11 protein-coding genes and 1 pseudogene are annotated in these 14,979 nt (G+C 72.3%); 5 read left to right on the top strand and 7 right to left on the bottom strand.

Annotated features, from left to right (window positions below; all coding sequences use genetic code 11):
* Nucleotides 1–8 precede the first annotated feature (8 nt).
* The gene (locus A8W25_RS12445; protein WP_067159813.1) at nt 9–518 is read right to left on the bottom strand and encodes a cysteine dioxygenase; all 510 of its coding nucleotides are present in this window, start codon (nt 516–518) and stop codon (nt 9–11) included.
* 669 nt (nt 519–1,187) lie between these two features.
* Between A8W25_RS12445 and A8W25_RS12440 the strand changes: the two genes are divergently transcribed.
* Nucleotides 1,188–1,451 carry a WhiB family transcriptional regulator gene (locus A8W25_RS12440; protein ID WP_067159810.1) on the top strand — a complete coding sequence of 88 codons (264 nt, stop codon included), beginning with the start codon at nt 1,188–1,190 and terminating at the stop codon, nt 1,449–1,451.
* A gap of 177 nt (nt 1,452–1,628) precedes the next feature.
* Nucleotides 1,629–4,985 carry a glycosyltransferase family 2 protein gene (locus tag A8W25_RS12435; protein WP_234386412.1) on the top strand — a complete coding sequence of 1,119 codons (3,357 nt, stop codon included), beginning with the start codon at nt 1,629–1,631 and terminating at the stop codon, nt 4,983–4,985.
* A 127-nt stretch (nt 4,986–5,112) separates the two neighbouring features.
* Here A8W25_RS12435 and A8W25_RS12430 read toward each other — a convergent pair whose 3' ends face one another.
* The 5 genes and pseudogenes from A8W25_RS12430 to A8W25_RS12410 all read right to left on the bottom strand — a co-directional run.
* Nucleotides 5,113–6,423, bottom strand: coding sequence for a DUF58 domain-containing protein (locus A8W25_RS12430; protein ID WP_067161113.1), 1,311 nt, complete (start codon nt 6,421–6,423; stop codon nt 5,113–5,115).
* A 10-nt stretch (nt 6,424–6,433) separates the two neighbouring features.
* A complete protein-coding gene (locus A8W25_RS12425; protein ID WP_067159808.1) occupies nt 6,434–7,417 on the bottom strand; it encodes an AAA family ATPase in 984 nt (327 codons plus the stop codon).
* On the bottom strand, nt 7,414–8,619 hold the full coding sequence (locus A8W25_RS12420) for a DUF4350 domain-containing protein (protein ID WP_067159805.1): 1,206 nt from the start codon (nt 8,617–8,619) through the stop codon (nt 7,414–7,416). Before A8W25_RS12420 ends, A8W25_RS12425 begins: the two co-directional genes overlap by 4 nt.
* Nucleotides 8,616–9,332, bottom strand: a complete 717-nt coding sequence (locus tag A8W25_RS12415; RefSeq protein WP_067159802.1) for a DUF4129 domain-containing protein — start codon at nt 9,330–9,332, stop codon at nt 8,616–8,618. The genes A8W25_RS12420 and A8W25_RS12415 overlap by 4 nt, the downstream gene beginning before the upstream one ends.
* 4 nt (nt 9,333–9,336) lie before the next feature.
* A pseudogene (locus tag A8W25_RS12410) lies at nt 9,337–10,401 on the bottom strand (glycerophosphoryl diester phosphodiesterase membrane domain-containing protein); the annotation flags it as partial.
* A gap of 323 nt (nt 10,402–10,724) precedes the next feature.
* Here A8W25_RS12410 and A8W25_RS12400 point away from each other — a divergent pair.
* Nucleotides 10,725–12,296, top strand: coding sequence for a DUF5719 family protein (locus A8W25_RS12400; protein ID WP_067159793.1), 1,572 nt, complete (start codon nt 10,725–10,727; stop codon nt 12,294–12,296).
* Nucleotides 12,297–12,325: 29 nt separating this feature from the next.
* On the opposite strand, the gene A8W25_RS12395 is transcribed toward A8W25_RS12400, so the two are convergent.
* Nucleotides 12,326–12,796 (bottom strand): metallopeptidase family protein, encoded by a 471-nt coding sequence (locus tag A8W25_RS12395; protein WP_067159790.1) that lies wholly within the window; start codon nt 12,794–12,796, stop codon nt 12,326–12,328.
* A 273-nt stretch (nt 12,797–13,069) separates the two neighbouring features.
* Here A8W25_RS12395 and A8W25_RS12390 point away from each other — a divergent pair, with 273 nt between their 5' ends.
* Nucleotides 13,070–13,489 (top strand): DUF3499 domain-containing protein, encoded by a 420-nt coding sequence (locus A8W25_RS12390; protein WP_067159787.1) that lies wholly within the window; start codon nt 13,070–13,072, stop codon nt 13,487–13,489.
* Nucleotides 13,490–13,574: 85 nt separating this feature from the next.
* Nucleotides 13,575–14,936, top strand: coding sequence for a phosphomannomutase/phosphoglucomutase (locus A8W25_RS12385; protein ID WP_067159784.1), 1,362 nt, complete (start codon nt 13,575–13,577; stop codon nt 14,934–14,936).
* Nucleotides 14,937–14,979: the final 43 nt, after the last annotated feature.

The following is a 14,979-nucleotide window of genomic DNA, read 5'->3' as shown; positions in this document are numbered from 1 at the left end:
GCAGTCTGTCAGGCGGGTACGACATCCGTGGCGGCGGCTGTGGACAGAGCGGACTGGCTCGCGTGCATCGGCATGTCGGTCAGGCCCGGGTAGTAGATGTGCAGGCTGACGGCCGGTTCCAGGGAGTCGTTGACGACCTCGTGGACGTAGCCGGGCGCGAAGACGCGCTGGGCCCCGGCGGCCAGCGCGCGGGTGCCGCGCTCGGTGCGCTCGGTCAACTCGCCCTGGAGCACGGTCAGTACGCCCGAGGAGGCGCCGTGGTCGTGCAGCCCGCTGCGCTGGCCGGGTACCCAGGACAGCAGCCACACCTCGTATCCGGGTCCGGTGCGCAGCCGGTGGTACCAGCGGCTGGTCGCGTCGTACTGGACGAGCGGCTCCCACTGCGCGGGGTCGGCGGCGAGGGAGCGGGCCAGGCCGACGAAGTCGGCGACGGTGCTCGGGTGCTCGCGGGCGGGCTGGAGGAGGTGCAGGACCTCAAGGAGGTCGCCGGCGATCTGCAGGTCGCTGTCGCTGTTCATGGGTGCGGTGGTTCCTCGGCAGGGACTCGATGACGAGTGCGGGGTGTCGCGAAGGCGTGGGCGCACGGATGCGCGAGGGCCCAAAAAGGCCGGAAATGACGCTGAGAAGGCTGGAGCGCTACGGCATCAACAGCTGGAACAGCAACAGCGCGCCTGGACAGCGCTGCGGAACCCACGGACGTGGGTCGCGAAGAGCGCTGTGGTCGCTGGCATGCAGTCAAAGGTGACCAAGAAGAGCCCGGCTGTCAACTCAATACCCGATTTGGCCGTAATGTTTCACCTCATCCGGTTACTGCGCACGGAGAAAGGTTTGTGCACAGACGCCGCCGGAGATGTGGCGCTGCAACCGCGTGAGCAAACGCCGTTGTGTCGTCGTGACCGGACTGTGATCCCAGTCGCTTCCTCCGTCCGGACGCAACAAGATCGATATTCGGCTCGTCTTCTCTGGGCAGGTGAGGGAGGTCTGATTGAGCCAATGGCATGTGTCATGGTTTTTGCCGATTTGAACACTTTCCGTATAGGCTTGGTTCCGCAGAGTGAATACGGGGCCCAATAGCAGATCTCGGCTTGACTGGCCCGGATCCGCACACTTGTAATTTCACTCGTGTCGTTCGCCCGAAATCGGTAGCGGCAGCATCACGGGGCAGCAAAGACAGACGAGGGGTGCACATGACCGAGGTGTTCCAGGAGCTGCTGGTCGACGATGTGGACGAAGAACTCGGCTGGCAGGAGCGCGCATTGTGCGCCCAGACCGACCCCGAGTCCTTCTTTCCCGAGAAGGGCGGCTCCACCCGGGAGGCCAAGAAGGTCTGCCTCGCCTGTGAAGTCCGCTCCGAGTGCCTCGAATACGCCCTCGCGAATGACGAACGATTCGGCATCTGGGGCGGACTGTCCGAGCGTGAACGCCGCCGCCTGAAGAAGGCGGCGGTCTAGTTTTTTCGGGGGCTTTGCCCCCTCCGGACCCCGTCCGGGCCCCCTCCGGTTCCACCCGGCCCCCGAACGCGGCGGACCGCCGCGTTCCCCAGCCATTAGTGTGGGGCGCTGCCAGTCAGCACAGCAGCCTCCGGGGCCCCCAACCCCCGGACCCCGGCCGGAGGGGCCCGTACCTCGATGTCCGTGCACAGCCAGTCGACTGCCCCGTACTCCGAGGCCGCGACCCCCGAGTTCCCCAGACACGTCGTCACCGCCGTGCTCGTCTCGCACGACGGCGCGCGCTGGCTGCCCGACGCCCTCGCCGGCCTGCTCGGCCAGGAACGCCCCGTGCAGAGCGCGTACGCGGCCGACACCGGCAGCGCCGACGACTCCGCCCGCCTGGTCACCGAGGCCCTGGGCGCCGACCGCGTGCTGCACCTCGCGCGCCGCACCGGCTTCGGCACCGCCGTCGACGAGGCCGTCCGCTCCGCGGGGGTGCTCGGCCCGGAGGAGCTGCCGTATCTGAAGCGCCCCAGCGGCTGGGACCCCGTCTCGCGCAGCTGGCGCGACGACACCTACGACCTGCCCGAACTGCCGCACGGCGAGCCCGTGCAGTGGCTCTGGCTGCTGCACGACGACTGCGCTCCCGCGCCCGACGCCCTCGCCGAACTGCTGCGCGTCGCCGACTCCGACGCCTACGCCGCGGTCGTCGGCCCCAAGCTGCGCGGCTGGTACGACCGCAAGCAGCTGCTCGAAGTGGGTGTCTCCATCGCCCGCAGCGGCCGCCGCTGGACCGGCCTGGACCGGCGCGAGCAGGACCAGGGCCAGCACGACCAGGTCCGCCCGGTCCTCTCGGTGTCCTCCGCCGGCATGCTGGTCCGCCGCGACGTGTGGGAGGAACTCGGCGGCTTCGACCGCCGGCTGCCCCTGATGCGCGACGACGTCGACCTGTGCTGGCGCGCGCACGCCGCCGGCCACTCCGTCCTCGTCGCCCCCGAAGCCGTCGTACGGCACGCCGAGGCCGCCGCCCGCGAGCGCCGGACCGTCGACTGCGCGGGCCGCTCCGCCGTCGACCCGCACCGGGTCGACAAGGCCGGCGCCGTCTACACGATGCTCGTCAACTCGCGCCCCGCCGCACTGCCCTACGTCTTCCTGCGCATCCTCGTCGGCACCGTGCTGCGCACCCTCGCCTATCTGGTGGGCAAGGCGCCCGGCCAGGCCGTGGACGAGATCATGGGCCTGTCCGCGACCCTGCTGCGGCCCGGCCGGATCCTCGCCGGACGCAAGAGGCGCGGCAAGAGCGCGGTGGAGGCGAGCGAGCTGCGGCCGCTCTTCCCGCCGCCCGGCGCCACCGTCCGCGCCACCGTCGAGCAGGTCGCCTCCAGCCTCGGCGCGGGCACCGAGGACACCGGCGGCTCCCGGCACGGCGCCGTCGAGTCCGGCCCCGGCGGCGACGACGCCGACTTCCTGGAGATCGAGCAGTTCGCGCGGCTGAAGAAGATCGCCCGCAAGCCCGCGCCCGTCCTGTTCGCCCTGCTCCTGCTGATCTCGCTGGCCGCCTGCCGCGAACTGCTCGGCGGCAACGCCCTGGCCGGCGGCGCCCTGCTGCCCGCGCCCTCGGGCGTCGGCGACCTGTGGGGCCGTTACGCGGACGCCTGGCACCCCATCGGCACCGGCGGTACCCAGACCGCCCCGCCCTACCTCGCGGCCATCGCCGCCCTCGCCGCCCTCTGCTTCGGCTCCACCGGCTTCGCCCTGACCCTGCTGCTGGTCTGCTCGGTCCCGCTGGCCGGACTCACCGCCTACTTCGCCTCGCGCCCGCTCGTCGAGTCGCGCCTGCTGCGCGCCTGGGCGGCCGTCGCCTACGCCTTCCTGCCCGCCGCCACCGGCGCCCTCGCCACCGGCCGCCTGGGCACCGCCGTCCTCGCCGTACTCCTGCCGCCGATGGCCCGCGCGGCCATCACCGCCGCGGGCTTCCGCGGCGAAGGCCGCGGCTCGTGGCGCGCGACCTGGACGTACGCCCTGCTGCTCACCGCCGCCATGGCGTTCACCCCCGTCGTCTGGCCCGTCGCCGTACTCCTGGGCCTGGCGGTCCTCGCGCTGCGCCGCGACGACCTCACCGCCTACGGACTGCGCCTGCTCGCCGTCGTCGGCACCCCCCTCCTGGTCCTCGCCCCCTGGTCGCTGACCCTGCTCACCGGCCCGTCCGGCTTCCTCCGCGAGGCCGGTCTGGAGTACGGCAAGGGCTCGGCCTCCGCGCTCGACCTGCTCGGCGCGAGCCCCGGCGGCCCCAAGACGGTCGGCGGACTGCTCCTCGTCGGCTTCGTGCTGGCCGCGCTCGCCGCGCTGCTGCGCGGGGAGCGGGAGTTCGCGATCCGCACCGCCTGGGCCGTCGCCCTCACCGGCTTCCTCTTCGCCGCCCTCTCCAACAACAACGGCTGGGCGGGCCCGGCCACCCTCGTCTACGGCCTCGCCCTGATCGCCGCCGCCGTGCTCGGCGCCGAGGGCGCCAAGGAGCGCGTCGCCGCCCACGGCTTCGGCTGGCGCCAGCCGGTCGCCGCGCTGATCGCCCTGGCCGCCCTGGCCGCCCCGCTGATCGCCGCGGGCGGCTGGATGCTGCGCGGCGCCGACGGGCCGCTGGAGCGCCGCGACCCGGTGCAGGTGCCCGCGTTCGTCGCGGAGGAGAGCGGTACCCGCGACCAGGCCCGCACCCTCGTCCTGGGCGGCGCCTCGACCGCCAAGGTCTCCTACACCCTGGTCCGCGGCTCCGGCGGCCGCCTCGGCGACGCCGAACTCGCCGCCTCCGGCGGCAGCGACCCGCGCCTGGACAAGGTCGTCGCCAACCTGGTCGCGGGATCCGGCGCCGACCAGTCCTCCCAGCTCAGCGGCTTCGCCGTGCGCTATGTGCTGGTACGCGACGGAGCCCCCCGTGCCTTCGGCCGGGTCCTGGACACCACCCCCGGCCTCAGCCGGCTGAGCCAGCTCGACGGCAGCGCGCTGTGGCGGGTCGACCGGCAGGTCGCCCGCGCCGTCATCATGCCGCCCACCACCGCCGCCGGGACCCAGACGGGCTCGGCCCAGGCGGGCGCCGCCGAGCCGGTCGCCGTCGCCGCCGACCCGGTCGACGTCCACACCAGGATCCCGGCCGGTGCGGACGGCCGCGTCCTGCGGATCGCCGACCGGGCCGCGCCCGGCTGGACCGCGACGCTCGACGGCAAGCCGCTGAAGAAGACCACCGTCGACGGCTGGGCCCAGGGCTTCGTACTCCCCGCCGACGGCGGCCGCCTGGACATCACCTACGACGCCCCCTTCACCCACACCGCGTGGATCTGGGCCCAGTCGTTCCTCGCCCTGGTGCTCGTCGTGCTCGCCCTGCCGGGCCGACGCCGCCGGATCGACGACGACCTGCCCGAGGAGGAGCAGCCGGTGCTGCCCCCGGCCCGGGACGGCGAGGGCCGCCGGGCCCGCCGTCTGCGCGCCCAGGCGGAGGCCGAGGCGGAGGCGGCCGGTACCGACCCGTCCGCGGAGCCCGAGGGACCGGCCGGCCAGGAGTAGGACGCCGCCGAACAATCTTTAGCCTCAACCCCCGCGCCCTTTTGGGCCGGGGGTTGAGGCATTTTTGCGTTCAGGACCCGTTCAGAACGGGCGCCCTTCCCTTCTCCAAACGGGACCAGATAGAGAATCAGAGCCGGCCTGCGGCCTTCAGCTCCAGATACGCGTCGGCCAATGCTGGAGCGAGTTCATCGGGGGTGGCATCCACGACGGTGACGCCATGGCGCATCAGCTGCTCAGCCGTTCGGCGACGCTGTTCCTGGGTGCGACTGGCAGCCGCCGCCTCGTAAACGGCGTCCACAGTGCCCCGTGACTCCGCCATCTTCTTGATGTGAGGGTCGGCAATCGTCGCGACCAGGACCGTATGGCGCTTGGTGAGCTGGGGGAGGACCGGCAGCAGGCCTTCCTCAACGGGAGCCGCGTCCAGGCTCGTCAGCAGGACAATCAAGGAACGTCGAGGAGCATTGGCGAGCGCGGCGGCGCTCATGCCTCGGGCATCCGTTTCCACCAGCTCCGGCTCGAGTGGCGCCAGTGCGTTGACCAGAGAGGGCAGGAGCTCGCCGGCGGCGCGGCCCTGCACCTGGGCTCGTACACGGCGGTCGTACGCGAGAAGGTCGACGCGGTCGCCTGCGCGGGAGGCGAGGGCGGCCAGAAGCAGAGTGGCGTCCATGGCGGCGTCCAGGCGGGGAACATCGCCGACGCGGCCCGCCGACGTACGGCCCGTATCGAGAACGACGAGGATGTGACGGTCGCGCTCGGGCCGCCAGGTGCGTATGGCGACGGCGTTCTGCCGGGCGGTGGCGCGCCAGTCGATGGAGCGGGTGTCGTCGCCGGGGACGTACGGGCGCAGGCTGTCGAACTCGGTGCCTTCTCCTCGAGTCAACACGCTGGTGCGGCCGTCGAGTTCGCGGAGCCGGGCCAGCCGGGATGGCAGGTGTTTGCGGCTGGTGAACGGCGGCAGGACGCGTACGGTCCAGGGGACGCGGTGGCTGCCCTGCCGGGAGACGAGGCCGAGCGGTCCGTATGAGCGGACGGTGATCTGCTGGGAGCGGCGGTCGCCGCGCCGGGTCGGGCGCAGGGCTGTGGTGACCCGGCGGCGCTCGCCGGCCGGAACCGTCAACGTGTGCCGGGAGGCGTCCTGTTCGGCGCCGGAAGGCCAGCTGCTGGGCGGCCAGGCGTCGCGGAGCTGGGCCCGCAGTGGGCGGGCCGAGGGATTGGTGACGGTGAGGACGACCTCAGCGGCGTCACCCAGTCGAACGGATGTATCACCGTTTCGGGTGAATTGAAGCTTTCGCACTGGCGCGGCGAGTGCGTAGTCGCACATCATTGCGAGTGTGAGGGGAGCGTTGACCGCGAGCATGCCCGCCCAGCTCGGGGCCCATACGCCGACGGGGACGGAGCCGAGAGCAGCGAGCAGTGCAGTGCGTCCGGTGAGAGCCACGGTCACCGCCTCAGCGGGGGACGGGGACGTGGGCGAGGACCGAGGTGATGACGGAGTCGGCGGTGACGCCCTCCATCTCGGCCTCGGGGCGCAGCTGGATGCGGTGGCGAAGTGTGGGGAGGGCCAAGGCCTTTACGTCGTCGGGGATGACATAGTCCCGGCCCGTGAGCCAGGCCCAGGCGCGAGCGGTGGAGAGCAGGGCGGTGGCGCCTCGGGGAGAGACACCGAGGCTGAGTGAGGGGGATTCACGCGTGGCACGACAGATATCGACGACATAGCCGGTGATCTCTGCGGAGACCGACGTCTTGGCTACGGCGGCGCGAGCGGCTTCGAGGTCAGCGGCTCCCGCCACCGGGCGGACTCCGGCTGCCTGGAGGTCGCGCGGGTTGAAGCCCTCGGCGTGACGGGCGAGGACGTTGATCTCGTCCGCGCGCGAGGGCAGAGGCACCGTCAACTTCAGCAGGAAGCGGTCCAGCTGGGCTTCCGGCAGAGGGTAGGTGCCCTCGTACTCGACGGGGTTCTGCGTCGCGGCGACCAGGAACGGCTCGGGGAGCGGCCGTGGCCTGCCGTCGACCGTGACCTGCCGCTCCTCCATGGCTTCGAGGAGAGAGGACTGGGTCTTCGGGGGTGTGCGGTTGATCTCGTCCGCGAGCAGCAGATTGGTGAACACGGGGCCGGCCTGGAAGGAGAACTCGGCGGTGCGGGCATCGTAGATCAGCGAGCCGGTGACATCGCTGGGCATGAGATCGGGGGTGAACTGGACGCGCTTGGTGTCGAGTTCGAGCGAGGCGGCGAGTGAGCGCACCAGGAGTGTCTTGGCGACGCCGGGCACTCCTTCCAGGAGGACGTGGCCGCGGCAGAGCAGGGCCACGACCAGGCCCGTGACGGCGGAGTCCTGGCCGACCACGGCCTTGGCGATCTCGGAGCGCAGAGCCTCCAGGGAGGCGCGGGCGCTGTCCGGGTTCGCTGCGGTCGCCGGGGTTCGGTCGCTCATGAGGTGCGTACCTCTCTTTCGAGGGCGTCGAGTTCGTCCGCGAGGCGGACCAGTGCGGCGTCGTCCGCCGGGGCCGGGCCGAAGAGCAGGACCTGGAGGTCCCGTTCGGCTGACGGGATCCGGGCGGAGACGGCGGGGAGGAGGAGTTCGGGCGCGTGTGCCGAGGTGGCGGGCACGCCCAGCAGGGGGGCGAGACGGGTGCGGGTGGCCGAGCGCAGGGTGTCGGCCGCGCGGTCGCGGGCGTTGGCCTTGCGGTAGAGGCGGGCTCGGCCCTCGGTGGCCTCGGACGCGCGGACGGCGACCGGGAGTTGCTCGGTCACCAGTGGGCCGAGGCGGCGGGCTCGCCAGACGGCGGCGAGGGCGGCCGCGAGGGTGAGCTGGAGGGTGGCCCAGAGCCATCCGGACGGGACGAGGTCGAAGAAGCTGCGGTCACCGCCGTCGGTGGCCGAGACATCACCGAGCGAGGGGAGGTACCAGACCAGATGGGGGCGGGAGCCGAGGAGTTGGAGGGCGAGCGAGGCGTTGCCCTGCTTGTCGAGACGGTGGTTGTAGAGGATGTCCGGGGCGCCGAGCAGAACGGTGTCACCGTGGGTGGGAGCCTGAATCCGGAGCAGGGTGGGCAGCCCGCCTGCCGGGTAGCAGGAATCGTCGGCCTGGCCGTCGGCGGCGTAGCGGACTCCTCCGGTGTCGGCGCTTCCGGCGCGGAGGGCCAAGGAGAGCGAGCAGTTCGGCTCGCGGTTGCTGACCGAGGACGAGCCCTCTTCCCGTACGCCAGGGGCGAGTACGGCAAGGGAGGGTGCGCCCGGGGAGAGCAGTACGGTCCGCCCGCCGGACTTGGTGGCGGCGTCGTGGAGCCGGTGTTGCTGGGATGCGGTGAGCAGATCGGGGACGGTGACCAGGAGGGTGGTGTCCGGTCCCGTGGCTCGGGTGGCTTCGTCGAGGGTGGTGGCCACGCGCGTGGAGACGCCCTGGTCCTTGAGGAGTTCGGCGACGGCGCGGCTGCCGTAGCGGTCCGCCGACCGGGGGTCGAGGCGGCCGTGCTGGTCGCCCGAGCGGGTGGCGGCGAGGACGATCCCGGCGACCAGGAGGATCACGGCGGCGAGCAGCAGTCCGCGGGCACGCGTCCAGATCTGACGGGGCGTCGCGTCAGTGGAGGTGGAGACGGGGGAGGCAGCGGTGGCGGGAGTCTGGGTGCCGGTCATCCGGCGGCTCCCCGGGCAGTCGCTTCCGCCGCGGGGCGCTGGGTGAGGGCACTGAGATCCGGCTTGGTGCGCTCCAGATCCGTGTCGAGCTCACGCAGACGGTCGTACGCGGCCTCGTTCGCCGTACGGCCGCCGTATGTGACGTCGTCGAACTCGCGGGCGGCGGCGCGCAGTCGGTCGGCGTGGCCGGGAAGCGGGCGGCTCGCCTCGGCAGCGGCTTCGTCGGCGGTGCGGCCGGGGCGCGGGTCGAGGAGGGCGCGCTCCTCCAGGGAGCGGACGACCGCGCGCATCCGTTCCTGGACGGCTTGGGTCCAGCGGCCGGCCGCAGCGTGGGCCTCGGCCGTGGCGCGGTGCTCCGCGGAGCTGCGCGGACGGTCGTCGAAGACGGTGCCGACGGTGGAGAAGGCCCGCTTCGGGGTGCCAAGGCGCCACCACAGGGCGGCGATCAGGGCCAGGACGAACACGACGATGGCGACCAGGCCGAGCGCGCCGCCCGGAGCCGCGCCCGAGGCGGCGTCGAACAGGCCGCCGACCCAGTCCCAGAAGCGGTTGAGGGCCCGCTCCAGAAGGTTCGGGTCGTTCTCGTGGTACGTCGGCTTGGACAGTTCGCGCCGTGCCGCCTCGCGGGCGGGCACACGCGGAGTGTCCACCGGTGGTTCGCCTGCCGCCCGGACCAGCAGCCGCACCATGGTTGTGCCCCCCGTTGCGGACACCGCATCAGCTCCCGGGAGTCTCGTAGCCCGGCAGGTTCGCGGCGCGGGCGAGATCGAGGTCGAGAGCCTCGCGGCGGATGCGCTGGTCGATGTAGAGCAGCGCGGCTACACCGGCGGAGATCGGGTAGGTGATCGCAGAACCGATCACGGCGCCGATCCCGGTGATGATCAGGAACGGCCAGCCGAAGTCGGAGACGGTCCCCGAGAAGAGGCTGCCGGCACCGCCGTCGTCCACGAGCGTTCCGATCACGGTGAACGGGATCGCGATGATCATCGAGACGATGAACGTCAGGAGGAGCGTCAGCAGCGTGATGCCGAAGATGCGCCACCAGGAGCCGCGGACCAGCTTGGCGGACCGGCGCAGGGACTTGGTGAGGCTCTGGCGTTCCAGCATCAGCGCGGGCGCGGCGAGGCTGAACTGGACCAGCAGCCAGATGACGACCACGAAGGCGGCCAGCCCGCCGAGCCCGGCCAGGGCCGCACCCGCGTCGGATCCGATGAGCACCCCGGGAAGGACGCCGATGCCGACGACAGCGCCTGCCATGAGGGGCATCAGCACCAGCAGGCCGAGCAGGGGCAGCAGCCTGGGCCGTGCCTCGGCCCAGGCCTCCCGCAGCGTCACCGGGCGCCCCAGGACGGAGCGGCTGATGACGACGGTGAGGACCGCCGTGACGAAGAGCGTGCCGATCAGTGCGAGGACGCCGATGGGCAGCAGGCTGAGCATGCTCGACCGGAGCGAGTCGAAGGCCTGGTCGATGGCCTCGGAGCCGGTGGCGTCCGGGTCGATCTCCGGAGGGTCCGGCAGGAGGTAGCGCTGCACCAGGATGTCCGCGATCTGCGTGATCACGGCGACGGTGAGGGTGAGACCGAGGACCGTGCGCCAGTGGGCGCGCATCGTCGACACGGCGCCGTCGAGGATCTCGCCGACCCCGAGGGGGCGGAGCGGGATGACGCCGGGCTTGGCGGCGGGCGCGGGGCCCCAGCCGGAGTTCCAGTTGCCGCCCGGAGCGGGAGGCGGGCCCCAGCCGCCCTGCTGGGGGCCAGGACGGCCCCCGCGCCCCCGGCCCCCGAGACCGACCCGTACGCGACCGCCCCGTACGCCGAGGTGCCGCAGCAGCAGTCCTACGGGCAGTGGGACACGGCGGCGTACACCAACGCCGAGTACCCGCAGCAGCAGTACGACCCGTACCAGCAGCAGTACCAGCAGTACGACCCGTACCAACAGCAGCAGTACCCGCCGCAGGAGCCCGCGTACGACCCCTACGGCTATGGCTACGGCGGGGAGCAGGCCCCGGGCCAGGGGCAGGGCGAGGGCGGCCGCATCCCCGGCCAGAGCGCTGATGGCCAGGGCCACGACACCGAGCAGCCGCACCGCCCCGACGGGAGCAACCAGTGAACCGCAGCACCCTCTCCCTGATCGCGGCCGCCGTCGCCCTCGCCGCGGTCACCGGCTTCGCGGCCGTCACCGCGCCGGGCGGCGACTCGGCGAAGGCCGACGCGAAGGGCCCGGCACGGCTGCCCGTCGAGCGCTCCAGCCTGCTCTGCCCGGCACCCAGCCTGTCCGACCTGGCGGAGACCACGTACACCACGTTCACCCCGAAGGGCAGCGGTGAGGCGGGCGCCAAGGCGGGCACGGCCGGCAGTGCCGTGCTGAAGCCCGCCGTCACCCCGCTCACCGACGGCACCCCGGCCAAGCCCACCGACAAGGCGGACAAGGACAAGAAGGGCAAGAAGGGGAAGACCCCCGAGAAGCCCGACCCCAACAAGGCGGTCGTCACCCTCAAGGAGCCTGGCAAGCCCGCGTCGGCCACGGCCGACGGCTCCGACGCCCCCGCGCTCGCCGGGTCCGCCGACGGCCCGCTCGCGCCCGGCTGGGCGGCGCAGCAGACCACGGTGGTCTCGGCGGGCGACGCGCGCGCGGTGCTCGGCACCCGCTGCACCGAACCCGACACCGACTTCTGGTTCCCCGGCGCCTCCACCGCCAAGACCCGCCAGGACTACGTCCATCTGACGAACCCGGACGACACCGCGGCGGTCGCCGACATCGAGCTGTTCGGCAAGGACGGCCCCGTCAAGTCGGAGGTGGGGGAGGGGATCACGGTCCCCGCGAAATCCAGCGTCCCTGTTCTGTTGTCAACGTTGACCTCGGCGGCGGCCGATGACCTGACCGTGCACGTCACGACCCGCTCCGGGCGGGTCGGCGCGGTCGTGCAGGCATCGGACGCGAAGGCGGGCGCGGACTGGCTGCCCGCGTCGGCCGACCCGGCGGCGAGCCAGGTCCTCCCGGGCATCCCGGGCGACGCCACCGACGTACGCCTGGTGGTGTACGCCAAGGGCGCCGACGACGCCGATCTCAAGGTGCGCCTCGCCGGTGCGAGCGGCAGCTTCACCCCTGCTGGTCTGGACACCGTCCACGTGAAGTCGGGGATGACGGCGTCCTTTGATCTGAAGAACGTGATGAGGGGTGAGGTGGGTTCCCTGTTGCTCACCCCGACTTCGGATGGCGGGAAAACGCCCATCGCGGCGGCGCTGCGGGTAGTGCGCGGCACGGGTGACAAGCAGGAGACCGCATACATTCCGGCCACCGCGCCGGTCGGCGACCGGTCCACGGCCGCCGACAACCGGGCCAAGGGCTCGATGCTGGCGTTCAACGCGCCGACCGCCGCCGCCACGGTCAAGGTCACCGCGTCGCCCGGCACCGAGGGCGGCGAGCCGCAGACCATGACGTACACCGTGAAGGCCGGAACCACGCTGGCGGTGGAGCCGCCGGTCCCGTCCGGGCTCAAGGGCTCGTACGCGCTGACGGTCGAGACCCAGCCGGGCAGCGGCCCCGTCTACGCCTCCCGCACCCTGGCGCTGCCGCAGGGCGGCATCCCGATGTTCACCGTGCAGACCCTCCCCGACGACAAGGGCACGGTGGCGGTCCCGGCGGCGAAGCAGGACCTTTCGGTACTGGACGACTGAGGCGGGCGCGCCGACCGATCTCTTTCGGTTCAGTCCTGTCCGTAGCGGGGATCGACCGACTCCGGTGCGAGGCCGAGGAGTTCGGCGACCTGCTCGACCACGACCTCGTGGACGAGCAGGGCCCGCTCGTCCCGGTTCTTGGTGCGGATCTCGACGGGCCGCCGGTAGACGATGATCCGTGCGGGCGAGCCCTTGGAGGCGGGCAGCGCGCGCCCCAGCGGCACGGCCTCGTCGCTCCATCCGTCGTCGTCGGACTCGGGCAGCGGCACGTCGGAGACGAGGAAGTCGACGTCGGCCAGCTGCGGCCAGCGCCGCTCAAGGCGCTCCACCGAGTCGCGCACCAGGTCGCGGAAGCTCTCCGCGCGGCTCGCCGAGAGCGGCACCTGGGGCGGGGCCACGGGTCCGCGCATGCCCCTGCCGTGCCGGTCGCGGCGGCGGGGCCGCGGGCCGGCCGGTACGGAGTCGGGGCCGGTGCCGATGCCGGAGCTGGAACTGTCCATCACTGACGCAGCGTAGCCCTCCGGAGCGCCATGCGATCGCGGCGGCGGCCCGTTCGACGGCATGTCGCGAGATGACCGTTTCCCTCTCGCTTGAGAGCGATTACCAGCCCATACCGGACAGTGGATTTCACGTCGTTTGACCGGAAGATTCTCAAGTACGGAACGTAATCGGTCCGGTCACACACCGTGCGGCCCTCTTCCCGTGCAGGTCAGCCCAGTTGCTCACGGGGCCGCTGGGCCCGGGCTCACACCGCGACACGGTGGAGTGACCCGGTGGAGAGTCGTCGCGGCCCGCTCAAGAGTGCGGTACCGTCCAACGTCGTGAGCCCTGTACGTCGCTGTTCGCGCACTGCGTGCGGCCGCCCTGCCGTCGCGACACTGACGTACGTCTACGCGGACTCGACCGCAGTCCTCGGCCCGCTCGCCACCTATGCCGAGCCCCACTGCTATGACCTGTGCGCCGAGCACAGCGAGCGCCTCACCGCGCCGCGCGGCTGGGAGGTCGTCCGCCTCACCGACGCCTCCGCCCCGAGCCGTCCCAGCGGGGACGACCTGGAAGCGCTTGCCAACGCGGTACGGGAAGCGGCCCGCCCCCACGAGCGCGCCGCCGAGGCCGGTGGCGCCCGCGCGGCCGACCCCATGGAGGTCGCCCGCCGAGGCCACCTCCGCGTACTGCGCTCACCGGAACCCTGACCGCACCGGGCCCTGACAGTGCCAGCCGGTAGCCTCGGTCCCAGGGGCCGCACGTCTCCGCAGGTGATTTCAGAAGGGTTGGGCCGTGGCTGCTGATCTGTCGCAGATCGTGAAGGCGTACGACGTCCGCGGGGTGGTGCCGGATCAGTGGGACGAGTCCCTGGCCGAGCTCTTCGGAGCGGCCTTCGTCCGGGTGGTGGGCGCCGACGCGATCGTGGTCGGGCACGACATGCGCCCCTCCTCGCCCGGGCTGTCGGCGGCGTTCGCGCGCGGCGCGGCCCGCCAGGGCGCGGACGTCACCATGATCGGCCTGTGCTCCACGGACCAGCTGTACTACGCGTCGGGGCAGATGGACCTGCCGGGCGCCATGTTCACCGCGTCCCACAACCCGGCCCAGTACAACGGCATCAAGCTCTGCCGCGCGGGCGCCGCCCCGGTCGGCCAGGACACGGGTCTTGCCGACATCCGCGCCCTCGTCGAGAGCTGGTCGCAGTCCGGCGCCCCGGAGGCGGCGCCGACGACCGGCACGCTCGACGAGCGCGACACCCTCGCGGACTACGCCGCGCACCTCAAGTCCCTGGTCGACGTCTCCGGCATCCGCCCCCTGAAGGTCGTGGTGGACGCGGGCAACGGCATGGGCGGCCACACCGTCCCCACCGTCTTCGACGGTCTGCCGCTGACGCTGGTGCCGATGTACTTCGAGCTCGACGGCACCTTCCCCAACCACGAGGCCAACCCCCTCGACCCCGCCAACATCGTCGACCTCCAGGAGCGCGTCCGCGCCGAGGGCGCCGACCTGGGCATCGCCTTCGACGGGGACGCCGACCGCTGCTTCGTGGTGGACGAGCGCGGCGAGGGCGTCTCCCCGTCCGCCGTGACCGCGCTGGTGGCGGCCCGTGAGCTGGCCAAGCACCCCGGCGGCACGGTCATCCACAACCTGATCACCTCCTGGTCGGTCCCGGAGGTCGTCCGCGAGAACGGCGGCAGCCCGGTCCGCACCCGTGTCGGCCACTCGTTCATCAAGCAGGAGATGGCACGTACGGGCGCGATCTTCGGCGGCGAGCACTCCGCGCACTACTACTTCAAGGACTTCTGGAACGCCGACACCGGCATGCTGGCGGCCCTGCACGTGCTGGCCGCCCTGGGCACCCAGAAGGCCCCGCTCTCCCGCCTGCTGGCGGTCTACGACCGCTACACGGGCTCGGGCGAGATCAACTCGACGGTGACCGACCAGGCCGCCCGTACGGAGGCGGTCCGCGCGGCCTTCGCGTCCCGCCAGGGCGTCACCATGGACGAGATGGACGGTCTGACCGTCGCCACGGCCGACTGGTGGTTCAATCTGCGCCCCTCCAACACCGAGCCCCTCCTGCGGCTGAACGTGGAGGCGCGCGACGAGCCGACGATGGCGAAGCTGCGGGACGAGGTCCTGGCGCTGGTACGGGCGTAGTCCCGCGCCGGAGACGGCCGGGCCCGGGTCCCTGCCGTCTCCG

The sequence above is a fragment of the Streptomyces sp. ERV7 genome (assembly GCF_001653515.1).
Classification (GTDB): domain Bacteria; phylum Actinomycetota; class Actinomycetes; order Streptomycetales; family Streptomycetaceae; genus Streptomyces.
Note: the sequence above shows the minus strand (reverse complement) of the source record. Positions and strands in the feature narration are given on the sequence as shown.